At 71.9% G+C, this 26470-nt stretch carries 16 protein-coding genes; 3 read left to right on the top strand and 13 right to left on the bottom strand.

Annotation, left to right across the window (positions count from 1 at the left end; genetic code table 11):
• Nucleotides 1-495: 495 nt before the first annotated feature.
• Genes GVL03_RS13000 through GVL03_RS12975 form a run of 6 tightly spaced genes read right to left on the bottom strand, consistent with a single transcriptional unit; the run spans nt 496 to nt 13329 of the window.
• On the bottom strand, nt 496-1338 hold the full coding sequence (locus GVL03_RS13000; RefSeq protein WP_159501434.1) for a PP2C family serine/threonine-protein phosphatase: 843 nt from the start codon (nt 1336-1338) through the stop codon (nt 496-498).
• Nucleotides 1335-3848 (bottom strand): transglutaminase domain-containing protein, encoded by a 2514-nt coding sequence (locus GVL03_RS12995; protein ID WP_159501433.1) that lies wholly within the window; start codon nt 3846-3848, stop codon nt 1335-1337. The genes GVL03_RS13000 and GVL03_RS12995 overlap by 4 nt, the downstream gene beginning before the upstream one ends.
• On the bottom strand, nt 3845-5206 hold the full coding sequence (locus GVL03_RS12990) for a DUF58 domain-containing protein (protein ID WP_159501432.1): 1362 nt from the start codon (nt 5204-5206) through the stop codon (nt 3845-3847). Before GVL03_RS12990 ends, GVL03_RS12995 begins: the two co-directional genes overlap by 4 nt.
• Complete coding sequence (locus tag GVL03_RS12985) at nt 5203-6168, bottom strand: MoxR family ATPase (protein WP_159501431.1); 966 nt, start codon at nt 6166-6168, stop codon at nt 5203-5205. Before GVL03_RS12985 ends, GVL03_RS12990 begins: the two co-directional genes overlap by 4 nt.
• A complete protein-coding gene (locus GVL03_RS12980) occupies nt 6165-12185 on the bottom strand; it encodes an Ig-like domain-containing protein (protein ID WP_159501430.1) in 6021 nt (2006 codons plus the stop codon). The genes GVL03_RS12985 and GVL03_RS12980 overlap by 4 nt, the downstream gene beginning before the upstream one ends.
• 1 nt (nt 12186) lies before the next feature.
• Nucleotides 12187-13329, bottom strand: coding sequence for a serine/threonine-protein kinase (locus tag GVL03_RS12975; protein WP_159501429.1), 1143 nt, complete (start codon nt 13327-13329; stop codon nt 12187-12189).
• A gap of 172 nt (nt 13330-13501) precedes the next feature.
• On the opposite strand from GVL03_RS12975, the gene GVL03_RS12970 reads away from it, so the two are divergent.
• The gene (locus tag GVL03_RS12970) at nt 13502-15346 is read left to right on the top strand and encodes a thioredoxin domain-containing protein (protein WP_159501428.1); all 1845 of its coding nucleotides are present in this window, start codon (nt 13502-13504) and stop codon (nt 15344-15346) included.
• Nucleotides 15347-15367: 21 nt separating this feature from the next.
• On the opposite strand, the gene GVL03_RS12965 is transcribed toward GVL03_RS12970, so the two are convergent.
• From GVL03_RS12965 to GVL03_RS12940, 6 genes are all read right to left on the bottom strand, one after another.
• Entirely contained in the window at nt 15368-17260 is a 1893-nt protein-coding gene (locus GVL03_RS12965; protein ID WP_159501427.1) for a glycoside hydrolase family 3 protein, read from the bottom strand.
• 59 nt (nt 17261-17319) lie between these two features.
• Nucleotides 17320-18165 (bottom strand): ABC transporter ATP-binding protein, encoded by an 846-nt coding sequence (locus GVL03_RS12960; RefSeq protein WP_159501426.1) that lies wholly within the window; start codon nt 18163-18165, stop codon nt 17320-17322.
• A complete protein-coding gene (locus tag GVL03_RS12955; RefSeq protein ID WP_159501425.1) occupies nt 18162-19940 on the bottom strand; it encodes a dipeptide/oligopeptide/nickel ABC transporter permease/ATP-binding protein in 1779 nt (592 codons plus the stop codon). Before GVL03_RS12955 ends, GVL03_RS12960 begins: the two co-directional genes overlap by 4 nt.
• Nucleotides 19937-20878, bottom strand: coding sequence for an ABC transporter permease (locus GVL03_RS12950; protein ID WP_159501424.1), 942 nt, complete (start codon nt 20876-20878; stop codon nt 19937-19939). Before GVL03_RS12950 ends, GVL03_RS12955 begins: the two co-directional genes overlap by 4 nt.
• 56 nt (nt 20879-20934) lie before the next feature.
• Nucleotides 20935-22479: an ABC transporter substrate-binding protein gene (locus GVL03_RS12945; RefSeq protein ID WP_159501423.1), complete on the bottom strand. Its 1545-nt coding sequence runs from the start codon at nt 22477-22479 to the stop codon at nt 20935-20937.
• A 179-nt stretch (nt 22480-22658) separates the two neighbouring features.
• Entirely contained in the window at nt 22659-23258 is a 600-nt protein-coding gene (locus GVL03_RS12940) for a TetR/AcrR family transcriptional regulator (RefSeq protein ID WP_159501422.1), read from the bottom strand.
• Nucleotides 23259-23377: 119 nt separating this feature from the next.
• On the opposite strand from GVL03_RS12940, the gene GVL03_RS12935 reads away from it, so the two are divergent.
• Nucleotides 23378-23905, top strand: coding sequence for a MarR family winged helix-turn-helix transcriptional regulator (locus GVL03_RS12935; protein WP_159501421.1), 528 nt, complete (start codon nt 23378-23380; stop codon nt 23903-23905).
• Between the two features lie 145 nt (nt 23906-24050).
• Here the strand turns inward: GVL03_RS12935 and GVL03_RS12930 are convergent, their stop codons facing one another.
• Nucleotides 24051-25604 carry a dolichyl-phosphate-mannose--protein mannosyltransferase gene (locus tag GVL03_RS12930; protein WP_159501420.1) on the bottom strand — a complete coding sequence of 518 codons (1554 nt, stop codon included), beginning with the start codon at nt 25602-25604 and terminating at the stop codon, nt 24051-24053.
• Nucleotides 25605-25627: 23 nt separating this feature from the next.
• Here GVL03_RS12930 and rsmI point away from each other — a divergent pair, with 23 nt between their 5' ends.
• Nucleotides 25628-26446, top strand: coding sequence for a 16S rRNA (cytidine(1402)-2'-O)-methyltransferase (rsmI, locus tag GVL03_RS12925; RefSeq protein WP_159501419.1), 819 nt, complete (start codon nt 25628-25630; stop codon nt 26444-26446).
• Nucleotides 26447-26470: the final 24 nt, after the last annotated feature.

Raw genomic sequence — 26470 nt, 5'->3', positions numbered from 1 at the left:
GCGTACGGGAGATCGCGGCANGAACACGGGCGGGCGGGCGATGACAGACGGAATCGTACTGGTGACGGGCGCGCGCACCGATGTGGGCCGGAGCGGACCGGCCGTTCCGGCGTCGCTCCGAGATCGAGCAGCCGCGGCTCGGCGTCGGGCGATCCCGCCCATCCACGCGTGACCCCGTCGGCGGCGACCTCGCGCCACGTATGCGCTCCGATGCCGTCGACCCGCCACACGCGGTGGGTGCCGTCCTCGAAGCGCAGCGCGAACGGACCGCGCAGGAACGCCGTCAGCGCGCCGTCCTCGAGCGCGACGATCGCGAACGCGGGAACGGCGGCGATGCCCTCTTCGAGCAGCGCGTCGAGCACGTCCGTCGCGGTGGCCGCCGCCGCCGCCACCGCGAGGACGCGACGGGCGGCGGGGATCGCCGCGTCGCCGCTGACGAGCACGGCGAGCCGGTCGGTGGCGATCGCGGGCAGGGGCCCGTCGAACCAGGTGCGCTCAGTCACGGCGTGCTCGCTGTCGGTCGGAGGTGCGGGTGTCGATGTCGATCGTATGCACGGTCGCCTCCGCGCTGGTCGCGAACCCGCCGGTGACCTCGTCCGCCCGCTGCGCGAGTCCGCCCGAGCGCACGTCGACGACGACCGCGCTGATGTTGTCGCGGCCGCCGCGCGCGAGCGCCTGATCGACGAGGCCGTGAGCCGTCTGCTGCGCCGATCCGCCGAGCGAGAGTCCGGCGCGGAGCGCCTCGTCGGTGAGGTCGTTCGACAGCCCGTCGGAGCAGATCAGCAGGCGTTCGCCGGTGATGATGGGGGCGAGCCAGTAGTCCGCGGCGCTGCCCTGGTCGCCCACCGCACGGGTGATCACGTTGCGGCCGGGATAGGTCGACATCTCGGCCCGGCTGATCTTTCCCTCGTCGACGAGCTCCTGCACCACGGAATGGTCGACCGTGAGCTGCTCGAGGGTGCTGCCGACGAGCCGGTAGACCCGGGAGTCGCCGATGTTCACCACGAGCCAGCCGTGCGTGCCCCCCTGCGCGACCGCGACGACCGCGGCGAGGGTCGAGCCCGCGCCGCGAGCGCGGGTCCTCGCGAGGCGGGAGACGGCGGCGTGGGCGGCGGTCACCGCGTCGACGACGTCCTCGGGCGACACGTCCGTGCGTCCGACGAGCGGCCGGAACGCGTCGACGACCGCGGCGCTTGCGAGCTCGCCGGCCTCGTGTCCGCCCATGCCGTCGGCGACGAGGAAGACCGGATGCTCCGCGATGACCGCATCCTCGTTGATCTCGCGCACCCGGCCCACATCGGTGCGCGCGCCCGTCACCAGTACGATTCCGTCCGTCATCGTCCACCCGCCCGTGTTCGTGCCGCGATCTCCCGTACGCCGCGCGCGAAGGATCGCAGCGACAGCCGTGCCCTCCACCGCGCCCACCAGCCGAGCTCGTCGCGGAACCGCGCCCGCTCGGCGTCGACCAGCTCCCAGAACCGCGTGCCGTCGGCATCCGTCGGCGGCACCTGCGCGAACACCGAACGGTCGGCGAGCACCGCGAGGGTGCCGCCCGCCGAGTCCGCGCCCGGGCTCACCGCCTCGGCCGTCTCTGTGCGGGTCGCCGAGCGCGGGATTCGCCGGCCGTGGTCGACCGCGACGTCGAGGTACTCCTCCCATCCGCCCACGACGCGGTCGAGGGGGTCGGGGGAGTCGCGCCGCGTGCGCCGTCGCAACAGCTTCGCGATCAGGACGGTGGCGACCGGCAGCAGCAGGATGAGCAGGGCGGACACGACGATGCCCGTGACGCGGAGGGCGTCCCACAGCCAGGCGAGATCGACCGGGGTCTCCGGTTCCTCCTCCTCCTGGTTCGCGGAGTCGGCCGGGTCCGCCTCGGGGGGCAGCACGGTGTCGGCCTGCTCGGGCTCGACCTCGGTCGTGTTCTGCGGGTCGCGGCGCTGCTGAATGTCGGGCGAGAGCGGCACGGCGTGCTGCGGGGTGGTGTCGATGGCCGTCCAGCTGCCGTCGACGTCCTGCACCTCGATCCACGCGGCGAGGTCGCCGCCGCGGCACTCGCCGTCGTCGCAGGTGGGCAGCTCGTCCTCGGTCGTCGTCAGCCGTGTGCCGAGCACGACCCGGGCGGGGAACCCGAGCTGGTCGGCGATGAGCGCCGCGGCGACCGCGAACTGCTCGTCGTCGCCGGCCGCGGCGACCAGCTGCGTGTCGTCGGTGCCGCCGACCTCGTTCTGCTTGTCGAGGAGGGCGGTGAAGAGAACGCCGATGCGGTCGGTCGAGTGCCCGGCCCGGCTCGGCTCGAAGGTGTACTCGCCCAGGTCGCCCATCCAGGTCGGGGGAGCGTCGGCATCGACCGTCACGGCGTGGCTGAGCAGCCCCCGCGCGCGCAGCCGTGAGATCAGCTCGGCCAGTCCTGCGCCCTCGCCCGGCGCCTCCTGCGCCTCGATCCAGGTGACGAGGCGCTCCGGGACGTACGCCGGGTCCACGGCCGGAGACCGCAGCGACGGGGTGAGGGTCGCCGGGTCGCGGACGAGATCGCCCACCCGACCGGTCTGCGTGTACGAGACACCCGTCTCGAGCCCCGGATCGGCGAGCTCGACGCCCATGCCGGCCTCCGCGTTGTAGAAGAACCCGTCGGCGAGGGCCGCCCGCGATGCGCCGTCGAAGTCGATCGAGACGAGCTCGCCCGCGGTCGGCACCCAGATGCCGCCGTACGCGCCGATCTCGATCCGGGCCTCCACCTCGCGGTCGGCGCTGCCGGCGAGGGTCGCGGGCACGCGCGTGAACGCCGTGTCGGCGGCGGCGACGCCGGTGACGGGGTCGGTCGCCCTCGCCACGCGGCCGTCGTAGAACGACAGCGTCGCCAGGCGCACGCGGTCGACGGCACCGTCCGTCGACACGGTGAACAGGACCTCGTCGTAGCGGTCGTCGGCGAAGGAGGTGCGGTAGTCGGCGAGCGGGCTCAGCGCCTCGTGCACGCGCAGCTCGGGATCCACGGCGGTGCGGATCACATCGCGCGTGCTGCCGGCGACGGCCCAGGGGGCGATCGCGATGCCGGCCACGAGAGCGAGGGCCAGCATCCCGCCCGACAGAGCGAGCCGCGTGCCGATGGTGCGATGGGCGCGGCCCGTCGCACGGGCGCCGCCGGCACGCCGTGCGGCGCGGAGAGCCGCTCGGCGGGTGTGGATGCTGCGCCACAGATACCAGCCGAACGCGACGAGCAGGGCGGCGAGGCCGATGGCGGCCTCCCAGGTTCCGGCGAGCCGCCAGGAGCCGATGCTCGCCGACCCCGAGACGGCGCTCGATCCGAACGCCACGCCGAAGACCGTGAGCAGGAGCGCGAGCGGAGCGGCGAGCACCCAGGCGCGCGGGGCACGGATGGCGAGGGACGCCGCGAGCACGCCCAGGACGAGGATCAGCAGCAGGATCGGTGCGAGCGTCGTCTGGTAGGTGCCGACCGGCAGCTCGAGGGTGAGGAGGTTCTTCCAGCCCGTGACGGGGGCGGTCACGACGCCGACGACGGCGCCGAGGACCGTCGCCGGGTCGGTGACCATGGTGGGCGCGGCGAGAGGGACGCCGAGCACGAGATAGGCGCCCGCGGTCACCGCCGCGACGAGCCACCACGCCCAGCGCCGGAGCGCGCCGAGGAACGCGATCGCGGTCGCCGCGGCTATGCCGACGGCCGCGAGCAGCACGAACCAGAGGCTCTGCGAGATCGACCAGGATGCGGCGGCGCCGATCGCCAGCAGGGCGTCGACGAAGGCCACGTTGCCGATCGTGAAGGCGAGGTCGCGCTCGCCGCGCACGGACCGGCGCCGGGCGCGGGCGCGGCGCTCCTCGGCTGCCCCGCTCACGACTGCGCGCTCCGGGCGAGGATGTGCCGGAGGTCCTCGAGCAGACCGATCGTCACGACGGAGGTGGAGCCGAGCGTGCGGTAGCCCGGTTCGGTGGTCGGGTCGCAGATCAGGGCCGCGACGCCGACATCGGCGGGGAAGGCGAGGGCGGCGTGCTGCAGCGTCCGGAGCGCGGGGGTCGAGCCGCACACGAGGAACCCGATCGAGACGTCGCCGTGGCCCTCGACGGCGAGCCCGGCGACGTCGCCGAGGGGGCTCACGCGCTCGGTCTTCTCCAGCCCGGCGAGGTCGTCGAGGAGCGTGCGGGCGGTCACCGTGGCCAGATCGCGCGAGGTGCGCACGGTGCGGCGGGCGAACTCGGGCACCTCGCCGCCCACGACCACGGAGACGTCGCGACCGTCGCGGATGCCGCGCGCCCCGAGCGATGCGGCGGCGCTGACGGCGAGCTCGAACTCGTCGTCGTTCGCGTACTCGTCCTCGCCGCAGGCGAGCACGATCACCATGCGGGAGCGGCGCGACTCCTCGTACTGGCGCACCATGAGCGTGCCGGTCTTGGCGGTGGACTTCCAGTGGATGTGCCGTTGCGAGTCGCCGGGAGCGTACTCGCGGATCGCGTGGAACGAGATGTCGGCGTCGACGACGAGGGAGGAGGGGTTTCCCTCGAGGTCCTTCACGAACCCGGTCGCGGTGCTCGGGATCGGGGTCGTGACCGGATGCACGTACAGCGTGTGGACGTCCGCCCAGACGATCTCGCGACGCAGGATCCCGAGGGGGTCGCCGCGGACGGCGCGGGCGGGGCCGATGTCGAGCACGCCGCGGCGCATCGCCGGGATCGAGAGCTCCTCGTCGTGCACCGCGCCCTTCCGCAGGAGCGGCACGGGCACGTCGATGAGGCCGACGCCGACGGGCACGTCGACCCGGCCGGGGAGGGCCACGCCCGAGCCGACGTTCACGACGCGGAGGGATGCGGACACCTCGCTGCCGGCGACGACGCGGTCGTGTGCGAGACCGAGGGACACATCGTAGGCGCGGGCGCTGAACAGGAACGGCACCGCGCTCACGAGCAGCACGAGGGCGACGAGCCCCGCGAGGACGAACTCGATCCAGCCGAGGGGAAGCCCCACCGCGAGCCCGACGACCGCCGCCCCCACGAGCAGCCAGCCGCCCGGCGTGACGGTGGCGGCGACCGCCGCGGCCGCGCGGGTCGTCGTGCGTCGCAGTCGCCGCCAGAACCGGATGCCCCCGACGACGAGGACCGTCGTCTGCCGCGACGTGTCGTAACGTGTGCGGGTCTTCGTCGACGTCGAGGTCGACGTCGAGGACACGCGGTTGATGCGGGACTGTGTGTCGTTCGTCACGCCGACTCGCGCTGGGTCGGGGGACTGACGTCGAGCATGACCTGACCGATCACCGCGCCCTGGGTGACGCCGTCGAACTCGGCCTCCGCGTCGAGGATGAGGCGGTGCGCGAGAACCGGCTCGGCGAGCGCCTTGACGTCGTCGGGGGTGACGTAGCCGCGGCCGTGCGCCACGGCCCAGGTCTTCGCCGCCCGGGTCAGCGCGAGGGCGCCGCGGACGCTGACGCCCAGGCGCACCTGCGCGGCCTGGCGGGTCGCCTCGACGACGCGCGAGATGTAGTCGAGAACGAGAGGGTTCAGGTAGACGTCCTGCGCGATGGCCGACATCGTCTGCACCGCCTCCGGGGTGATGACCGGGTTCACCTCGCGGCGGCCCGCGGCGCTTCCCTCGAGGATGCGGACCGTCGCGGCGTGGTCGGGATAGCCGAGCGACGTCTTCATGAGGAAGCGGTCGAGCTGCGCCTCGGGCAGGCGGTAGGTGCCGGCCTGCTCGACCGGGTTCTGCGTCGCGACGACGAGGAACGGCGTCGGCACACGGCGCGAGACGCCGTCGACCGTGACCTGGCCCTCCTCCATGACCTCGAGGAGGGCCGACTGGGTCTTCGGGCTCGCCCGGTTGATCTCGTCGGCGAGCACGATGTTCGCGAAGATCGGACCCGCGTGGAACTCGAACTCGCCGCGCTTCTGGTCGTACACGGTGATGCCGGTGACGTCGCCGGGGAGGAGATCCGGCGTGAACTGGATGCGGGAGCTGACGCCCTGCACCGTCTGGCCCATGGCGCGCGCGAGCGAGGTCTTGCCGGTGCCGGGGAAGTCCTCGAGCAGCAGGTGGCCCTGCGAGACGAGCGCCGCGAAGGCCAGCTCGATCACGTGGCGCTTGCCCAGCACGACCTGCTCGACGTTCTCGACCAGGGCGCCGAACGTCTCCTGGAACCAGGTCGTCTGCTCGGGGGTGACGGTCATGGGGTTCCTTCTTCTGTGGTCGTGTCGTCGGTCTCGGTGGGTTCGGGTTCGGGCTCGGGTTCGACGCTGCCCGTGCAGTCGGCGGTGATGCCGAACGTCTCCACGCCGTACTGGGCTGCGGCGTGGGTCCACGTGAACGTCACGTCGGCGCGGACCTGTCTCGCGCCGTTCGGCACGACGAGCGGCTGGTCGGGATCCGCGGGCTGGACGCGCTCCCATCCGAGGAAGCCTCCCCAGTACTGCACGCTGTCGGGATCGATGGCGACGGTGCCGAGCCCCGAAGGGCTCTGACCCGCCGTCGCCCGAAGGGTCGAGCCGACGACGCAGCTGGAACCGACTCCGGCGCCCTCCAGGCGCGCTTGAAGCGCCCTCGTGGGGTCGGCGGGTGCGATGGTCCTCTCGTCGCCGCACTTGGACTGGTTCGTTCCCCGGAGGCAGTACTTGGCCGTCATCGACCCCTCGCTGCCGATGGCGGGGTTGGGCCAGCCGCCGAAGACGACCTCGAAGTCCCGCAGGGACGGAACGGAAGGCTGGTCCTCGACGAGATAGGTGACGCTGCCACCGCTCGTGCGCTTGCGGATCTCGTACGTGGCGCTCGACGGCGCCGCCGGCGGCGCCCACGCCCAGCCGTTCGCCGTCCCCGTCTTCGCCGCGCCGAAGCCGTTGCTGACGCACGCGCCGACCGTGTACTCGCGGTTCTCCTCGAGCCCGGAGATCGTCCGCGACGAGGAGGTCTCGCCGCCCGAGACCCGGAGCCCGGTGCCGTCCGAGCCCACCGAGCACGAGAAGTCGTTGCCCGCGCGCACGGCGACGTAGACGATCTCGGAAGACCGCGAGCTGCCGTTGCGGTCGAGGGGCGCGTCGGAGACGGTGATGGAGGTCTGCGCCTCGGTCTGGACGGAGACGCCGCCCGTCTTGGGCAGGCCGGCGACGTTGACGCTGGCGCGGCCCGCCGAGCCCACCGATCCGCTGCCGTCGGGGGCGGCGTGGTTGCTCGTCGGCGTCACGGTGATGTTCGCCGATCCGACCGGCAGCTGAACCTCGAGCTCGGTGTAGTCGCCCCGGCCCCGGGACACCGGGCCGTTGGCCCCGGTGACCTCGTAGCTGCGCACCTCGGGGTCGCTGTTCTGGATCCGGATGCGGACGACGCCCGAGTCGTTGCTCGTGCGACCGCTGACGTAGATCGGCTCGGCCGTGACCTGGCCGACGGTGGGGGAGCGGTAGGCCCACGCGCGTACGCTCACGCCGGCGCGCGAGTCGCCGACGGCGTTGTAGGCCCGCGCCTCGTACGTGCGCTGCTCGCCGTTCGCGCCGACCTGGAACGGCTGGCATGCGCCCGCCGCGGTGCAGGTCGTGACCTGCTGCGAGCCGTCGAAGATGCGGAAGCCCTGCAGGGCGGGGTACGCGTTCGCCGCCGGTCCCGCGTCGACCTTCAGTGTGATCGAGCGGTCGCCGAACGCCGTCTGCGTCACGTTGTTCGGCGCCTTCGGGAAGCCCTGCAGATCGAGGGTGACCTGGCCGTCGCGGTCGCCGCTCGACTGCCGGCCCTGGGCGTCCTCGACCGTGAAGCTCACGGTGCAGCGGGTGCCCTCGGCATCCGCCGCCCAACTCGCCTGCAGCGCCGTGGCGCTCGCGACCGAGAACGAGACTCCGGTGCAGTTGCCGCCGGCACCGGCGCCGACGCTCACGAGGCGCAGGGGGGTGCCCGGGAGCGGGTTGATCTCGCCGCCGGCGCCGATGACGTTGATCGTGCAGCTCGAGCCCGCCGACTGAGAGCATTGCTGGGTGAGCGTGGCGCCCTTGGGCAGGGTGGACGGTGCGGGCCCGACGGTGAGGGCGAGAGTGGACGGACGGGTGTCGCGGTGGCTCGGGAGCGTGACGGTGACGGGTTCCTGGCGGCCGGGGCGGGACGCATCCTTCGCCGTGACCGTCACCTGCGTGCCGGCCTGCGTGACGGTGAACTGGTCGCCCGTGTAGCCCAGGGCGTAGCTGAGCGCCGCCCAGTCCTCGGTGCCCGCCCACGTGGTCATGTCGGTGAGGTCGTACGTCGACGAGGAGCCCGGGCTGACGGTCAGCGAGGCGGGACGCAGCTCCGGCTGCGGGTCCTCGGCGATGACCTCGACGTGCACCGTCAGGAACGTGTAGTCCTCCTGGCCGACCAGGCGCACCGGGACGGTGCACGAGTCGGCCCAGGGCGCCCCGGCGCCGGCGGTGTAGCGCACGGTGGTGCCCGCCACGAGCGCGCAGCCCGCCTCGGCGCGCGCTCCGCCGACCGAGATCCGTGAGCCGTCGACCTCGATCTGCGAGCGCGGGGGGAGCGCGACGGAGCGCTCCAGGTCGAACTCCACGCTGCCGCGCTCGTCGACCTGCACGGTGGCGGCGGAGCCGCGGAGGGTCAGCTGCAGGTCGTCGGTGCCGGGCACGCGGAGGAAGCCGTACGAGGTGACCTCGCGGCCGTCGAAGGAGATGCCGTCGACCTGGAACGGGATGAGCAGCGTCTTGTCGGGGATACGGCCCGAGATGCGGCGGCCGTCGACCTCGATGCCCGGGTGCTCGCCCCAGAGGGACAGCGTGAGCGACGACGCGTCGCCCGCACTCCACGAGACCTTGCCGCCGAGCACGTCCACGCCGTCGGGGAAGTCCTCGCGCGACTCGATCGTGAGCGTCGTGTCGCGCACCACCGGGTAGTCCGGCACCGGGTCGCGCACGACCTTCAGCACGATGAGCCCGATGGCCGTGTCGCCGTTGCCGTTTCGCACCGTGTAGGCGAACGAGTACGTGCCCAGTTGCGCGCCGGAGAGGAGAGAGACCTCGTTCTCGTCGATGCCGTGGAGCATCCCCTCCATCGCGCGGTACTCCGCAGAGCCCACCTCGGCGTTCGGGCGGACGTCGATCACCTCGAGGTCGCTGCCGGACGGGTCGATGTCGTTGTCGGCCGGGCGGACGACCGCCTCGGCGCCCTCGCCCGCCTGCACCTGGAGGTAGTCGCTGTACGTCACCGGGCTCGGGTCGGACTCGGCGTCGAGGACGCCGACGCGCACCTCTGCCGTACCGGTCGCGCCCTGCGAGTCGCGCACCTGGTAGACGAAGGTCACCTGACCGCTGTCGCCCGCGGCGCTCGTGTAGACGATCGCGTCGCCCTCGGGCGACACGGTAGCCGACCCCCGATCGGGCTGCGCCACGATGCGGTCGAGCGCGACGGCGTCGCCGTCCGGGTCCACCGCGAAGCGGTCGAAGGGGATGGAGACGGTCGCCCCGCTGAGCACGCGTCCGACGAGCGTGCGCGGCACGGGGGCGGCGTTCGCCTCGTTCGGGAGCACGGTGACCGACACCTGGGCGGTGTCCGTCATGTCCGGGAAGCCCATCCGGTAGATCGTGTAGCCGAGCACGTAGGTGCCCGGCTCGTCGGGCGCGAGGTAGCGCAGCAGCCGTCCTGTCGCGAACGCGAGGCCGTCGCCGGAGTCGTTGGCCACGGTGGAGGCGTCGATCGCGAACAGGGCGCCGGCCGGGGCCGTGTCGTTGTCGAGGACCGGGATGTCGATCTGCGTGCCCGCGCGCACCGTCACCGCGTCGTCGACGGCGATGGGCGGCTCTGCCTGAGCCGCGGGCAGGAGCACGACCGTCACCTCGCCGGTCGTCGTCGTGTAGCCGTTCCCGGTCCCGTCGGAGATCGTATAAGAGACCACGCCGAGCACGCCCGGCTGCCCGTTGTCGGTCGCGCCGGCCACGCGCAGCAGGCTCTGCCCGACGAGGTCGACGGTGAGGATCGCCGCCGCATCCGGGGTCGTTCGCACGTCGCTGGCGAGCAGCACGAGACCGGCGGGGTTCGACACCGCCGAGACGACGTCGATCGTGGCGTCCTCGCCGGGGCGCACGAACGCCGTGAGCGGCGGGGTGGAGATCTGTGTCTGCGCGGGGTCGACCAGGGTCACGCGCACCGTGCCGGTCGCCTCGGTGACCTGGTCTGCGACGACGTATTGCACGATGTAGGAGCCCGCCGCCGCTGCGGTGAACTGGAAGGTGCCGGCCACGCTGTTGACGGCGATGTCCGCGCTGTTCTCGTCGATCGCGTTGGCGGAGCGGATGGACAGGCCCCCGTCGACACCGCTCACGTGCGGCCGCACGTCGATCGTCGTCGGCGCGCCGGCCGTGCCGACCACGGCGAACGACTGCGCGGTCAGCTGCGGGCTCGGGGTGACCGAGATCTCGAGCGGCTTCTCCGACGACTGGCCGCGGGCATCCGACACGGTCACCGAGATCAAGATGGACTGCGCCTCGGTCGCGTTGGGGTTCGGATGCTGGAACGTCACGGTGCCCTGCGGGTCGAGCGCGAGCGAGCCGACGCCGGACTGGTTGATCGCGCTGGAGACGTAGAGCGGGTCGCCGTCCGGGTCGACCCATCCCTCGAGCACGTTGACCGAGACGGTGCCGCCGGGCACGACCTGCGGCGTGGGCCACGTCGACAGGCACCCTTCGACGCCGCACCAGACGGGGGCGGAGCCGGCGTCCCCCGGCATCACCGTGAGGGTCACCGTCGCGGCCTCGGATGTGAGCCCGTCCGTCGTGGTGCCGTCGGTGATGCGGTAGCGGAACGTCGCCGAGCCGGAGGCGTCGGGCGAGACCTGCACGACGAGCTCCTGCTGTTCGTTCGTGGTGGACACCAGCCCGAAGGCGGGGTCGAGTCCCTCGAGCGAGGCGGCGACGATGCTCAGCACGTCCTCATTCGGGTCGTGGTCGTTCAGCAGCACCGGGAGGACGACGCTGCGTCCCGCCCGCACTCCGAACGCGTCGTCGACGGCGACGGGCGGCTTCGGGTCGATGACGCGCTCGGCCTCGACCTCGTCCTGCTGGACGCTCGGCTGCTCGTCGTCGGTGTCCCACTGCTGCGACGTCGGCACCAGCGCGCCGTCGGGCAGCGTCCAGACCCAGCCGGAACGGGTCTCGTTGAGGATCATGCGGGCGCCGTTCGCGATGAACTCGGGAGCCACCTCGTCGCCGAGCTGAGAGCCGCCGTAGTCGAGGTCGGCCGCGCCGCGGTCGCTCGCCCAGAGGGTGCCGGACGCACCGCCCTCGGGTAGCCATGCCGCGTACACCGTGCCCGCGAGCTCGGCGGGGGCGGCGGGGACGCCCTGGGCGGTGTCCTCCACGCGCTCGGGCGCCGAGCCGTCGCGCGGCACGGCGACGAGTCCGGTGGCATCGGCGACGTAGACGACGTCGCCGGCGGATGTGGCGCGCTGCAGCACGCCGCCCGTGGTGCCGGAGGTCAGGGCCTCGCTGCGGCCGCGCACCCACATCTCGCCCGACTCGGTGGCCAGCAGCGCCCAGCCGTCGCCGGCCGCGCTCAGCTGCACGCTCTCGCCCGCCTCCTCGGACACGGTGTCGGATCCGAGCACGCGCCCGTCGGCGGCATCCGCTCGGATCACACGGTTCTCGGCGGCCGAGTAGGCGTAGACGACGCCGTCGGTGCCGACGGCGATCGCCGTCGCGACGAAGGTGGGCCGGTCCTCGTCCTCCTCCGTCTCGACATCGGCGTACGGGTCGATCACGACGGTGGACGCCCCCGAGGTCAGTGAGGAGCTGTAGACGGAGCCGCCGTCGGTCAGGTAGGCGATCACGTCGCCCTCGGAGACGACCGAGACGGTGCCGGCGGGAGTGTTCTGGAAGGTGTCCTCGGCCTCCGAGTCGAGATCGACCGGCGTCGCCATGTCGACGTCCGCGAAGCGGGTGTCGCCCTCGGCGTAGACGAGCAGTCGGTCGGTGTTCTGGACGACGCCGCTCGGGTTCTCGACCTGCTTGACGGTGTCGATCTCGCCGACGGTCGTGTTCACGCGGGCGTAGCGACGGCCCTCACCGGACTGGATCGCCCAGATGCTGCCGTCGTCGGGGGGAGTCTGCTGGGCGTCGAAGCCGGGCCACACGACGGCGAGCGTGGCGACCAGGGCGACGGCGGCGGTGATCGCGCCGCTCACGACCCACGCGCGCCGGGAGATGCGCGGGCCATCGGTGCCGTTCGCCATCTCAGCCTCCTCCGACGACGAGCACGGTCACGACGACGGCGACCGCGACCACGAGGACCGCGCCGACCGCGATCGCCGTGATGACTCCCATCGACAGGCCGCGCCGGCGGGGCTCGGCCCCGGCGAGCACGGTGCCCTCGTCGGGGCGGTGGGCGCCCGCACCGCCCCGGGCGCGGGTCGGGCGTCGGGATTCGTACTGCACGGCGGGGCGCACCGGTCCCCGGGCCCGGTCGTCGGAGAAGTCGACGGGGGCTCCTGCGGACGCCCACTCGTCGACGGCGACCTCCATCGGCGTGTGCGGGAGGCCGAGCTCGTGCTGCACGAGCTGCAGCTCGTAGGCGAACTGCGCCGTGGAGGGCTGCCGGGCTGCCGGGTCCCGCTGCATCGAGTGGCTGAGCACGGCCTCGAGACTCGCGGGCACGTCGGCCCGGCCCACCGGGGTGTAGGCGGCGCGGCGGATGCGGGCCTTCAGCTGCTCGCGCGAGTTCTGCCCCGAGCCGGGACGCTCGAACGGGCTCCGCCCGGCCAGGAGCGAGTACACCGTGGCGCCGATGCTCCAGACCTCCGCGGGCACCGACCCGGCGACGCGTTCGTCGATGATCTCGGGCGCGCTCCACGGCACCGACATGGCGAAGACCTCGTCCTCGCCGCGGCCGCCGAGGGCGGTGGCGATGCCGAAATCGGACAGCACGGGTGCGCCGAACGCCGTGATGAGCAGGTTGGACGGCTTGATGTCGCGGTGGAGCAGGCCCGAGCGGTGCGCGGTCTCGAGCGCCGATGCGATCTTGATCCCCGCCTGCAGCACCTCGGCGACCGGGATGACCTCGCGTCGGTAACGCGCGCTCAGCGAGCTCGGGCAGTACTCCATGACGAGGTACGGGCGTCCGTCGGAGGAGATGCTCGCCTGGTAGATGGTGAGGATCGACGGATGCGCGCTCAACCGGGCCATGACGTCGGCCTCGGCGTTGAACATCCGCAGGAGCCCCTCGTCGACGAGGTCCTCGAGGAGCACCTTCACCGCGACGGGCCGGCGCGGCATGTCCTGCTCGAACAGGAAGACATCGGCGAACCCGCCGGTGCCGAGGGGTCGGACGTAGGTGAAGCCGGGGAGTACCGGCGGCGCCGCGGGCAGTCTTTGCGCCACCGCGCCCCCTTCCGTGCGTTCCGTTCGAGCACCAGCGACCCGCGCGTGCGCGGATCGCCTGTCTTTCCTATCACAGCGATGAGCCCGGCTCGTCCGGGAGCGGCCCGTCCCGACCACGATGCGGAGGCCGCCGTCCGCCCCGCACCGGGGTATGGCGTCCTAGCCTGGGCATATGTCCTCGAGACTCTCCGCATCCGCGAGCCCCTATCTGCGCGCGCACGCCGCCCAGCCGGTCGCCTGGTACCCCTGGGGCGAAGAGGCGTTCGAGGTCGCCCGGCGTCGTGGCGTGCCGGTGCTGGTGTCGATCGGTTACTCCACGTGTCACTGGTGTCACGTGATGTCGGCGGAGTCGTTCTCGGATGCGGCGACCGCGGCGCTGATGAACGACCATCTGGTGGCGATCAAGGTCGACCGCGAGGAGCATCCCGAGGTCGACGCCGCGATGCTGGCCGCGGCCGCCGCGTTCACGCCCCACCTGGGATGGCCGCTGTCGGTGTTCACGACGCCGGAGGGAAGGCCCTTCTACGCCGGGACCTACTGGCCCGCCGAGGCGCGCGGGGGCATGCCCGCGTTCCGCGACGTGGTGCTCGCGGTGTCCGAGGCGTGGACCGAGCGTCGCGACGCCGTCGCCGAGACGTCGCAGTCGCTGCACCGCGCTCTCGTCGCGGGGGCGGGCGCCTCCGGCGCCGACCTGCCGACCCTCGCCGAGCTCGCGGCGCTGGTCGACCTCGTGGCCGCCGCCGAGGACCGGACGTACGGCGGTTTCGCCGAGGCGGACGCGCCGATGGGCACCCCCAAGTTCCCGACCGTGCCGCTCCTGCGCTTCCTGCAGGCCACCGGGCTCGACGACGTGCGTCCGGATGCGGCGGCGCTCGCCGCCCGAACCCTCGACGCCATGGCGGCCTCGCCCCTGCGCGACGCGGTCGACGGCGGGTTCTTCCGCTACGCGACCCGCCGCGACTGGACGGTGCCGCACTACGAGCGGATGCTGTCGGACAACGCCGGGCTCATCGAGACGGCGCTCGATGCGGACCGTGGGGAGGTCGCCGCATCCGCCGCCCGGTTCCTCATCGACACCCTGCAGACCCCGGGCGGGGGCTTCGGGGCCGCGCAGGACTCGGAGTCGGTCATCGCCGGGGAGCGGAACGAAGGCGGGTACTACCTCGCGGACGCGCGCCGGCGCGCAGGGCTTGAGGCACCGGCCGTGGACGGCAAGATCGTCACGGCCTGGAACGGCTCGGCCATCGCGGCGCTCGCCGCCGCCGGTGCGCGCCTGGGGGCTCCGGACCTGCTCGACGCGGCGCGACGGGCGGTCGATGCGCTGGAGGAGACGAACGTCGACGAGGCGGGTCTGCTGCGCCGTGCGTCGCTCGACGAGATCGCCTCGCCCGCGCCCGCGACGCTCGAGGACTACGGGGCGTACGCCGGCGGGCTCCTCGCGCTGGCGACGGCGACGGGGGAGCCGGCCTACGCGCTCGAGGCGCGGCGGCTCGTCGATCTGTGTCTGTCGGACGACGAGATCCGGGTGCCCGGCGGCCGCGACCCCGTGCTCGCCGCGCAGGGAGCGCCGCCGGCCTCCGAGGCCGACATCGACCGGCCGAGCGGCGGGTCGGCGCTGGCCGCGGCCGCCCTGACGCTGTGGGAGCTCGGCGCCGGCAAGCGCTACCGGGCCGCCGCCGAGGCCATCGTACGCGCCCGTGCCGCCCGCGCGGCGGCCGAGCCGTTCGCGCACGGTGCACTGCTGCGGGTGGCCGTGCGCCTCGCCCGCCCGCCGCGCCAGGTGGTCGTGCTGGCGGATCAGGACGATCCGCTCGCGCTCGCCGCCCGCGGGCTGCGCGCCGACACGGTCATCGTGCTCGACGAGGATGCGGCGCGGCGGTGGGCCGAGGCCGGGTTCGGCCTGCTGGCGGACCGGGTCCGCCGGAACGGCCGGGCCACCGCGTACGACTGCAGCGGTTTCATGTGCCGCCTGCCGGTGCACGAGATCGGGGACCTGACGGCGGCACCGCCCGCGTGATGACGCACGGACGTCCCCGGGTCATCGGGGCGGCAGTGCGTCCCCCCACAGCGTCAGGCCATGGCCGCGCTCGTAGAGTGCGGATCTCATCCCGCCCGCGACATCGGGCATCGCCTCTTCGACGTCCGCCATGCTGCTGGGGAGGTCGAAGGGGAGGGCGCCCGCCGGCTCGATGCGTCCGGTCAGCGCGTCCAGAAGCGCCGCATCCGACGAGCCGTAGGAGGCGACGAGACTGTCGGCGTGCTCCTGCAGGGGGGTCAGGATCGCCGGACGGTCCATGCTCACGTCGAGCACGACCGGGACCACGCTCGCGACCTCGGCGATCCGATCGACCTCGTCCTGCGGGACGTTCAGGCTGCCCGCGTGGAAGCTCGACTCCAGCATGTACTCGTCGCGGTGCTCGAAGGGGGCACTCATCCGGAGGACGGCCAGATCCGCATCCGTGGCATCCTCGACCGGCTGCAGCGCCCGCCCGCGCAGCGCGTCACGATCGATCTCGGGGGCGTAGACCCTCGTGCCCGCGCCGATCGGAAGGGTGCGCCTCGATGACCTCAGCACGGTGATAGAACGCGACTGCGCACGGTGTCCTGCGGCCCGGTACTCCGCTCCGCCCACCAGATCCGCGGCGGCCTCCTCATCGATGTACGGATCGTCGAACAGGCCGAGCCGGAACTTCACGCGCAGCAGCCGGCGCACCGACTCGTCGACGCGTGATGACGAGACCATCCCCTGCTCCAGCGCCCGCAGCAGCAAAGACGGATCGTTCTCTCCTCCGAGTTGGTCGCACCCGGCCTCCAAGGCCCGCACCGTGCGCTCGACGGGACGGAGATGCTCCACGCCCCAGGACCGTGCGGGCAGCCACTTCCCGCCCAGCTGCGAGTCGTTGATCAGCCCCCAGTCCGTGCAGATCACGCCGTCGTACCCGAGCTCTTCGCGAAGCAGTCCCGTGATGAGCTCGCGGTTGAACCCGAAGCCCACCTCCTCGACCGGCCGGCCGTCGCGCACGAGACCGACCGGCATGCCGTAGTACGGCATGATCGCCGAGACCCCGTACTCGACCGCCCGTCGAAACGGCAGAAGGTGGTACTCGAAGGAGTCGCCCGGGTACACCTGCTCACGCCCGTAGGGGAAGTGCGGATCCTCACCGTCGAGCTGCGGGCCTCCGCCCGGGAAGTGCTTGGCCATGCAGGCCACGCTGTCGGTCCCGACGACCGGTCCTTGGAAGCCTTCGAGGTAGGCCACGCCCAAGCGCGACGCCCGCTCGGCGTCCGCACCGAAGGTGCTGTACTGGCGGGCCCAGCGCGGCTCGGTCGCCAGGTCGAGCGTCGGATGCAGCGAAGAGCGGATGCCGAGTGCGAGATACTCCCGGCGGGCGATGTCCGCGAACTCGCGGACGGTGTCCTCGTCATCGAGGGCGCCGAGCCCGATCGGCTCGGGCCACGACGAGTAGTCCTGGGAACGGAAGGACGCTCCCATGTTCTCGATGAAGGCATGGCGGGGATCGCTGGAGAAGGTGACGGGGATGCCGTGCGGGCCCCGCGACTCGGCGAGCTCCTGCAGCTCGTTGGTCCATCGGGCCGTCTCCCGCGCGCGGGCGATCGCCTGAAGATTGACGTGGGTGACGTGCCGGTCGCCGACGAGCTCCCGGGCGACGGGACGTGTCGGCTGCGGCACGTCGTCGTCGATGCGGCCGGTCGAGGAGACGCTGGCGACCGCATGGTACAGCAGCCCCGCCTTCTCCTCGACGGACATCCGCGCCATCAGGTCGGCGACGCGATCCTCGACGGGACGCCGCGGATCCTCGTAGGGGTCCATGACGCCGTTGCGGTTGAGATCGCGGTACTCGATGCCGTCTGGGGTCACCGCGAAAGCGCGGCCCCGGCGGGACTTGCGCGGCGCGGCAGGGTGCACCATGGGGATGTCTCTCCGTTCGTCGAGGGGCATTGGGGGAGGGGGCTGCGGGTGCGAGCGGGTCACACGGCCCGCGGCGGCGCGTCGGCCAGCGCGCGGCGCTGAGCCCGACGCTCCGCCTGCCGGGCGGGATCGGGGACGGGGGCCGACATGAACAGCCGCTGGGTGTACGGATGCTGCGGCGCGGAGGTGACCGCATCCGCCCGCCCGTGCTCGACGAGATCGCCGCGGTAGAGGACTCCGACCTGGTGGCTGATGTGGCGTACGACCGCGAGATCGTGCGTGATGAACAGGTAGGACACCCCGGTCGCCTCCTGGATGTCGACGAACAGCTGCAGCACGAGCTCCTGCGTCGTCAGGTCGAGGGCCGAGACCGGTTCGTCGCAGACGATGAGCTTCGGCTGCAGGGCCATGGCGCGGGCGATGGCGATGCGCTGACGCTGTCCGCCGGAGAACTCCCGGGGCAGTCGCCTGCCGGAGTCGGCGGGAAGGCGCACGTCGTCGAGGAGCGCGGCGATCCGCCTTCGGGCGTCCGAGCGCGTCCAGCCGGCGATCGTCAGCGGCTCGGCGAGGATATCCTCGACCTCCATCGAGGGGTTCAGCGACGTGTAGGGGTCTTGGAAGACCACCTGGATGTCGGCCGCGAGACGTCGTCGGCCGCGTCCGCGTAGTCCCGTGATGTCCTTCTGCTCGAACGCGATCGTTCCGCGCGCGACGGGGACGAGGCCCAGTATCGCCCGGCCGATCGTGCTCTTGCCCGAGCCCGACTCGCCGACCAGGCCGTAGGTCTCTGCGCGACGCACGGCGAAGCTCACGTCGCGCAGCGCGGGGAAGTCGTCGCGTCTCCGGCGGCCCTTGTAGACGACGTCCAGGCCTCTCACGCGCAGAAGCACGGGCTGTTCGCTCATCGCCGCTCACCGCCGTCCGCGAAGGGGTCGGCGGGGTCGCCGAAGGGATTGCGGCGGGCGGGCCTGCCCTCCAGCATCGACCCGACCAGCCGGCGCGTGTACTCGTTCTCGGGCGACGCGAACACGGCCGACGTGTCCGCGGTCTCGACGATGCGGCCGTTCTGCATCACCGCGACACGGTCGCAGATGTCGGCGACGACGCCGAAGTCGTGCGTCACGATGATCATCGACATGCCGGTCTCCGCCTGCAGATCCCGAAGGAGATCGAGCACCTCGGCCTGCACGGTGACATCCAGCGCCGTCGTCGGTTCGTCCGCGATGAGCAGCCGCGGGTTGCACGACACCGCCCCGGCGATGAGCACGCGCTGGGCCATCCCTCCCGAGATCTCGTGCGGGTACGCCCCGAACGCCTTCTCCGGATCGGGGATTCCGACCTTCTCCAGGAGGGTCAGCGCACGGGTCTTCGCCTCTCGTGCCGACAGGCCGAGCCGCACGCGCAGGGGCGTCGTCAGCTGATGACCGATCCGCGCCGTCGGGTCGAGGTTGCTCATCGGCTCCTGCGGGATGTACGCGATCTCCACTCCGCGCAGGCGCTGGCGCTCGGTCGCGGACGAGGCCGTCATCTCGCGTCCGTCGAAGACGACCGACCCGCGGACGACCCGCCCGCCGTCGGGGAGCAGCCCAAGCACGGAGAACGCGGTCTGGGTCTTCCCCGAGCCCGACTCGCCGATCAGCCCGAGCACCTCGCCCGGTGCGACGTCGAGGTCTATGCCGCGGACGACCTCGACCTGCTCCGCACCGGAGCCGTAGCCTACGTGCAGCTGCCGCACCGACAGCAGCGCGGCGGGGTCGGCGGGCGTGTCGGCCGGAACGGTCGTCGGGCTCCTGCGCCGGTCGTGTGGCGTGCGCCGGCGACCGCTGTCCTCCAGCGCGTCTCTCAGACTGTTGCCGAGAAGGATCAGCGCCATGCAGGTCAGTGCGATGAACAGGCTCGGCCACAGGACCAGCTGGGGGTTGAGGGCCATCCGACGGAAGCCTTCGTTGAGCATGTTGCCCCACGACGGGACCGTGTTGTCGCTGACGCCGAGGAACTCCAATCCCGCCTGGATGCCGATCGCGATGCCGGTCAGTCGGGCGACCTGGATGATGATCGGCGCGCGCACCACGGTCAGCACATGACGGGAGATGATGCGGGCGTCCCCCAGCCCCGAGACGCGGGCGGCGTCGACGTAGAGCTCGCCGCGCACGCTCTGCACGGCGGCGCGCACGAGGCGGAAGATCGCGGGCGCCAGCACGATGCCGAAGACCGCCATCGCGATCCACACGCTGGGGCCGGTGACCGAGCGCACGGCGAGGACGACGACGATACCCGGCAGTGCCATGTTGAGGCTGTTGACCCAGTCGGCGACGCGATCGAACCAGCCGCCGAAGTATCCCGCCACCAGACCGCTGGGCAGACCGACGGCCACGGCGACGGCCACGGCCAGCGCGGCGCCGAGCAGGTTGGTACGGCTGCCCCAGACCAATCGGCTGAGGATGTCCCTCCCCACGGCATCGGTGCCGAGCAGATGCTCCGGCCCCGGCGGCTGATCGGCGTCGCGGAGGCTCACCAGCGTCGGGTCGGGCAATCCGAGCAGGGGGGCGATGAGGGCCAGCACGACGAGCGCCGCGACGACCACGGCGGCGATCACGCCGACGGGGTCGCGCCCGAAGCGGTGCGAGGCACCGCGTCGGGCGCGGATCGTCGGCACGGGCGGTTCGGCGATCACACTCATGACAGGCGCACCTTCGGGTTGAGGGCGGCGACGGCGATGTCGACCAGCAGATTGATGACGAGGACGATGAGCACGTAGGTCATGACGATGCCGAGGATCAGCGGGATGTCGGTTCGCACGGTCGACTCGATCACCAGGCTTCCCAGACCGGGCAGAGCGAAGATCTGCTCGATGATGACCGATCCGCCGAGGATGCCGACGATCTGGACGGCCAGAGCGGTCAGGCCGTTCGTCGACGAGTTGCGCAGGACGCTGGTCAGGACGATGCGCCGCTCCGACAGCCCTCTGCTTCGGAGCGTTCGGATGAAGTCCATGTGCAGGACGCCGATGGTGGAGCTGCGCACCTGCTGCGCCACCCCCGCGACGCCGAGGATCGTCAGTGCGGTCACCGGCAGCACGAGCGACCAGATCCATCCCCCGGCGGACTCGGCGATCGGAACGTATCCGGTCGCGGGGAACCATCCGAGCCACAACGCGAAGACGTTGACGAACAGCAGCGCGAGGATGAACGCGGGGAGGGCGTCGCCCAGGGTGATGAGGAAGAGCAGGACGCGGTCGACGGCTCCGCGGGCGACGGCGGCCCAGGTGCCCAGTGCGAAGGCGACCAGCCCGGTCAGGACCGTGACCAGCACGATGACGCTCAGCGTCACCGGCAGCCGGGTGACGATCGAGTTCCAGACCGGCTGGCGGGTGAAGTACGAGGCGCCGAGGTCACCGGTGACGGCGTCGCCGAGCCAGAGCGCGAACTGGACCAGAGCCGGCTGGTCCAGACCCAGGCTTGCCTCGAGCATGGCGACCTGCTCCGCCGATGCCGCCTCGCCGAGGATGTTGCGCGCGATGTCGCCGGCGGCGGGCGCCAGCAGCATGAAGGCGATGAAGGAGATCGCCAGCAGAAGCGCGACCGCCGAGACGAGGCGCTTGAGGATGAACGAGATCACGATGGGTCCCCCGAGGGTGCGCCGGCCGGAGACGGCGCACCCTCCTCGAGATGAGGTCAGCCTGCGGGGCTGTAGTTGTAGATGAACGGAACGACGTTGCCGCTTTGGTTCTCCACGACGACCGTGTCTGCGTCGTGGTAGAGGTGCTTGTCCAGACGGTAGAAGGGGCTGAACCAGAAGTTCTCGACGAGGTACTCGTTGATCTTCTGCGACGCCTCGCGCGTCTCATCCTCGGTGGCGGCCCACTGCAGCTGCACGAAGAGCTCCGACAGCTCGGGGTCTTCGGTCCCGAAGGGGTTCCAGCCGGCATCCGGGGCGAGGATGTAGGGCACCTGACCCCAGTCGATCTGGCGGGCGATCGCCATGTAGGCCAGCGGCACCTCGCCGCTCATCATCGCCGGCAGCGCCTGGCCGGGTCCCCACTCGTGGCGGTTCACCGTGATCCCGACATCGGTCCAGTCCTGGATGATCGCCTCGTAGATCGCGGGGTCGAGCGCCGGGCTGATCGGCAGGGTGACGACGAGGTCCTCCGCGCCCGCGTCGCTCAGGAGATCCTGCGCACGCTCCGGGTCGTAGGCGTACGCGTCGTCCAGCTCTGGGATGTACCCGAGCGACTCCGCGCCGAAGATCTGGCTCGTGATCTGCCCCTGGCCGTTCTGGACGGTCTCCAGGATCGCCTCGCGGTCGACGGCCACGGTCAGCGCTTCGCGGACCCGCACGTCGGCCAGCTCCGACATCATCGCCCCGTCCCGGTCGAAGAACAGAAGCCCTTCCCAGTCGATGTCGTGCGGTTCGCTGACGAAGCCGGCGCCGGCCGCCTCCACGGCGGAGGCGCCGCGCTGGAGGAAGGCGACGTCGATCTGCCCCGACTTGAGCGCGTTCAGACGGGCGGTCTCATCGGTCATGACCGCGATCTCGATGCGGTCGAAGGGGAGTTCCTCGCCCCAGTGGTCCTCGTTGCGGACGTAGACGATGTTGGACCCGACCACCGTCGAGGCCTCGTCGAGAGTGTACGGACCCGAGCCGACCGGGCTCGTGACGATGGCCTCGCCGCCGACTGCCTCGGGGCTGGCGATCAGCCCGGCGGGCCCGCTCAGCCAGTAGGGCAGGAGCGGGTCGGGTTCGGCGAGGTTCAGGATCACGGTCGAGTCGTCGGGGGTGTCGATGCTGTCCACGGACGCCAGATTGGATGCCATGGGACCGCCCGCGGCCGCGAAATGCTCGAGGTTCCGCTTCACGGCATCGGCGTCGAGCACCGCTCCGTCGGTGAACGTGACGCCCTCCTCGAGCGTGAGGGTGAGCGAGAGCAGGTCGTCGCCCACCCGCCAGTCGGTTGCGAGCATCGGCTCGAGCGTTCCGTCCGGGGCGCGGGTGATGAGCGAGTCGTAGACGGGCTGGTAGAACGGCAGCGGATGCCCCTCGTTCGCCTGGGCCGGATCCCAGCTGGTGGGCTCGAGCATCGTGCCGATCCGCAGCAGCGGGGCCGAACCGGCCGCCCCGTCATCCCCGGTCGGCTCGTCTCCCGCCGAACCGCACGCGGTCAGCATCAGCGCCGCGGCCACCGCCGCGGACAGCACACCGAATCCATGTCTCCTGGGCATCTTCGCCTCAACTCTCGGTACGTCGTCGTCGTTGTGAGCAGGTGCGTCGCACGCTGATGCGCGCCGCTCTCCAAAGCTAAATCAGAATCAGTGTTCGCGCAACGGGCACGGCGATCACCGCCGCGCCCGATCCGGGCATCGGAACGTCGGGGCCGGAGCGGAGGTGGCTCGTGCCGCGGTCACCGCGGGGGAGCGGCGAGGGTCTCCCAGAGCCACTCCAGCACTCCGGGCAGATCGATGGTCGAGTCGATCGTCCACTGGGCCTGCAGGCCGTCCGAGAGGGAGACGAGCACGCGGGCGAACTTCTCTGCGTCGACGCCGGGGTTCACCGTGCCCGCTTCCTGCCGACGGACGATATCGGCCTTCACGCTCTCGAGGATCTCGGCATCGCGTTCGAGGAGGTACTCCCGCAGCGGATGGTGGGGGTCGGACGCCGCGGCCACGGTGCTCACATACAGCTGGATCAGACCGGGGACGCCGGCATTGTGCCGCATGACATGGACCGTCATCGGGTACTGCTCGTCTCCGCCGGCGAACCTCTGCCGGTTGACCGTGTCGCGCTCCCGCAGCACCTCGGCCAGCAGCGCCTCCTTGGACTCGAAGTGATGCAGGATCCCCGCCGGAGTGATGCCCACCTCGGCGGCGATGTCCTGCAGGAGGGTCGAGTTGTATCCCTTGTCGCCGATCACCTCCATGGCCGCGTCGAGGATCAGCTGACGGTTCTTGCGCCCCCGGGCATACGGGCCCCGCTTCGAGGGGCGTGCGGCATTCTCCGGCATTCGGCAAGTGTGGCATGACCCGGGTGCGGGATCTCAGGACCGAGGCGGCCGCGGCAGAGTTCCGACGGCAGCCCCTCGGCGCTCGGTGGACCTCGGCGGGCGCATCTATCATCTATCTCATGCCGGACCCGACCGAGCCGAACAGCGGATACTGGTTCGCGGACGGCGACGATGCCCGCCGTCGCCGTGCCGTCGATCTGCTGCAGGCGTTCCGGCTCTACCGGGCCGCCGAGGTCGCCATGCGCCGGCGCACGCGCGAGTCGATGGGGATGGGTGAGAACGATCTGCTCGTCCTGCGCTATCTGCTCAAGGCCCAGCGGAACGGACAGCTCGTGTCGCCGGGCGAGCTCGCCCGCTATCTCGCCGTGTCGACCGCATCCATGACGGCGATCGTCGACCGGCTCGCCGCGTCGGGCCACGTGCGCCGGGAACGTCATGCGACGGACCGTCGCAGCATCTACGTCATCCCGACGGTCGACACCGACCACGAGGTGCGGGAGACCCTCGGTGGCATGCACGAGCGGATGCTGTCCGCCGTCGTCGACATGTCGCCCGAGGAGACGAGCATCGTGATCGAGTGTCTCGAGCGGCTGCAGACCGCCATCGACGGCGTGACCCCCGCCCCGCCCCTCGACGAACACGCGTGACCCCCGCCGGCTCCGCTCCGGCTCCGCTCCCACACCCGCGAGAAACCAGATGCGTCCCGGGACATCGCGTTATGCGGGGAGTCTCGCGGTGGAACTGGTTTCTCGCGGCAGTTTGGGTCACTCGAGGGTGCGGGGCGGGGCGCGGTCAGACCCAGGTCGGCAGCCAGTTGTGCAGGCGCCAGAAGTCGTACGGCACCGGGATCGCCGACCACACCGGATACCAGAACGCCGACAGCACGGTGACGACGATCAGGAAGGTCCACACGACGCGCTGACCGCTCAGGCGACGTTCGACGCTCGCCGCCGGGGCACCGGCGACCTCCCGCGCCGCCAGCGCGATCGCCAGCACGAGGAACGGCGCGATCACGACCGTGTAGAACTGGAAGATCGTGCGCTCCGGGTACATCAGCCACGGCAGATAGGTCGCGGTGATCGCGGTGAGCACGAAGGCCGCCCGCCAGTCCCGGCGCCGCACGAACAGCACCGCGAGCAGGGCGGCGGCGGCGACGCCCGCCCACCACAGCAGCGGATTCGGGATGCTCGACACGGCCTGCACCGTGTCGCCGTCCTGCTCCCAGAACATCGAGGTCGGCCGCACGAGCAGCGGCCATTGCCAGGCCGGGCTCTCGTAGCCGTGCGGGGTCGACAGGCCCACATGGAACGCATACATCGCCTCGTGGTAGTTCCACAGGCTCTGCAGCGGCGTCGGCACCCACGCCCAGAACCCCGTGGCCGCGTCCGTCGCGCCGCTCTGCCGGTCCCAGCCGCCGGAGCTCACGAGCCATCCGGTCCACGACGCGAGGTACACCACGAACGCGACCGGCACCAGGAGCACGAACGAGACGGCACCCTGCCGGATGGCGTCGGCGGGCCAGTAGAGGACGCCCAGGCGCCGGCGCGCGAGCGCGTCGGCGACCACGGCGTAGACCCCGAGGGCGGCGAGCACGTACAGCCCCGACCATTTGACTCCGGTCGCGGCGCCGGCGGCGGCCCCCGCGGCGAACAGCCACGGGCGGTTCCAGAGCACCGGTCCCCACGGCGGCGGATCGTCCGCGGAGAGGTCCAGCCTCGCGGCGAGCCGGGCCGGATGCCGTCGCCGGTCGAGGAGCACGAACCAGAACGCGAGGAGGGTGAAGAACGCGAGCAAGCCGTCGAGCAGCGCGACGCGGCTCAGCACGATCGAGAGACCGTCGATCGCGAGCAGGAACCCGGCCACGGTCGCGAGCGGCGTGGAGCCGGTGAGGGTCTTGGCGACGAGGTAGACCAGCAGCACGGTCGCGGTGCCGAACAGCGCGACCGAGAACCGCCAGCCGAAGGCGCTGTCCGCGCCGAACAGCCACATGCCGGCGCCGATGAGCCAGCGCCCGAGGGGCGGGTGGACCGAGAAGCTCGCCTCCGTCAGGAAGCCCGACGGATCGCCGGACGCGAACGCCTCGTCGGCGCCGTCCGGCCATTTCGCGGTGTATCCCAGGTTCCACTGCGACCACGAGTCCTTCACGTAGTAGGTCTCGTCGAAGACGACGGCCTGGGGATGGCCGAGGTTCGCGAACCGGGCGAGGGCGGCGAGCAGGGTGACCGCGATCGGTGCCCAGAGGTCGATCCGGCGGGCGAGGACCGGGCTCGAACGCACCCGTGACATCCGGCGGTCGTAGATCGACGGGCTCGTCGTCGGCAGCAACGGCGGGGCGCTCGTGGTCACGACGCCCAGCTTATGCTGGGGCCGTGATCATCCTCGCGGCGACGCCCATCGGCAACCTGGGAGATGCGACGCGGCGCCTGGTCGAGGCGCTCGAGGCGGCGACCGTCATCGCCGCCGAGGACACCCGCACGACCCAGCGGCTGCTGGCCGCGCTCGGGGTGGAGAACCGTCCGCAGCTGGTGGCGCTGCACGATCACAACGAGAAGCAGCGCGCGGGCGAGCTCGTGCGGCGCGCCGCATCCGAGGATGTCCTGCTCCTCAGCGACGCCGGCATGCCGACGGTCAGCGACCCCGGGTACGGCGTCGTCGCCGAGGCGGTCGCGCAGGGGGTCGGGGTGACCGTGCTGCCGGGGCCCTCGGCCGTGCTCGCGGCGCTCGCGGTGTCCGGTCTGCCCACCGACCGGTTCGCGTTCGAGGGGTTCCTGCCGCGCAAGGGCGGCGATCGGCGCAAGGCGCTCGCGCGACTGGCCGGCGAGGAGCGCACGACCGTGTTCTTCGAGGCGCCCTCGCGGATCGCAGAGGCGCTCGTCGACCTGCGCGACGCGTTCGGCGCCGACCGCCGGGCGTCGGTGTCGCGGGAGCTCACCAAACTGCACGAGGAGACGGCTCGGGGAACGCTCGCCGAGCTCGCCGACTGGGCCGCCGGGGGAGTGCGCGGCGAGATCGTCGTGGTCGTCGCCGGCGCCGAGCGCACCCGCGTGGAGTTCCCGGATGCGGTCACCCAGGTGCTCGAGCAGGTGCGCGCCGGGACGCGCCTGAAGGATGCTGCGGGCGAGGTCGCCGCCGCGACCGGGCACTCCTCGCGCGAGCTCTACCAGGCCGCGCTCGCCGTCAAGGGCTGAGCCGTCACTCGTGCGGCATCCGTG

The organism is Microbacterium sp. 18062 (genome assembly GCF_902706225.1).
Classification (GTDB): Bacteria; Actinomycetota; Actinomycetes; order Actinomycetales; family Microbacteriaceae; genus Microbacterium.
This window is presented reverse-complemented; position numbering and strand designations above follow the sequence as displayed.

Bases quoted from the DNA above. Each gene is read 5' to 3' on its own strand.
- GVL03_RS12955 (WP_159501425.1), bottom strand. From the start codon at position 19,940: ATGAGTGTGATCGCCGAACCGCCCGTGCCGACGATCCGCGCCCGACGC.
- GVL03_RS12985 (WP_159501431.1), bottom strand. From the start codon at position 6,168: ATGACCGTCACCCCCGAGCAGACGACCTGGTTCCAGGAGACGTTCGGC.
- GVL03_RS12935 (WP_159501421.1), top strand. From the start codon at position 23,378: ATGCCGGACCCGACCGAGCCGAACAGCGGATACTGGTTCGCGGACGGC.
- GVL03_RS12970 (WP_159501428.1), top strand. From the start codon at position 13,502: ATGTCCTCGAGACTCTCCGCATCCGCGAGCCCCTATCTGCGCGCGCAC.
- GVL03_RS13000 (WP_159501434.1), bottom strand. From the start codon at position 1,338: ATGACGGACGGAATCGTACTGGTGACGGGCGCGCGCACCGATGTGGGC.
- GVL03_RS12960 (WP_159501426.1), bottom strand. From the start codon at position 18,165: ATGAGCGAACAGCCCGTGCTTCTGCGCGTGAGAGGCCTGGACGTCGTC.
- GVL03_RS12965 (WP_159501427.1), bottom strand. From the start codon at position 17,260: ATGGTGCACCCTGCCGCGCCGCGCAAGTCCCGCCGGGGCCGCGCTTTC.
- GVL03_RS12940 (WP_159501422.1), bottom strand. From the start codon at position 23,258: ATGCCGGAGAATGCCGCACGCCCCTCGAAGCGGGGCCCGTATGCCCGG.
- GVL03_RS12980 (WP_159501430.1), bottom strand. From the start codon at position 12,185: ATGGCGAACGGCACCGATGGCCCGCGCATCTCCCGGCGCGCGTGGGTC.
- GVL03_RS12945 (WP_159501423.1), bottom strand. From the start codon at position 22,479: ATGCCCAGGAGACATGGATTCGGTGTGCTGTCCGCGGCGGTGGCCGCG.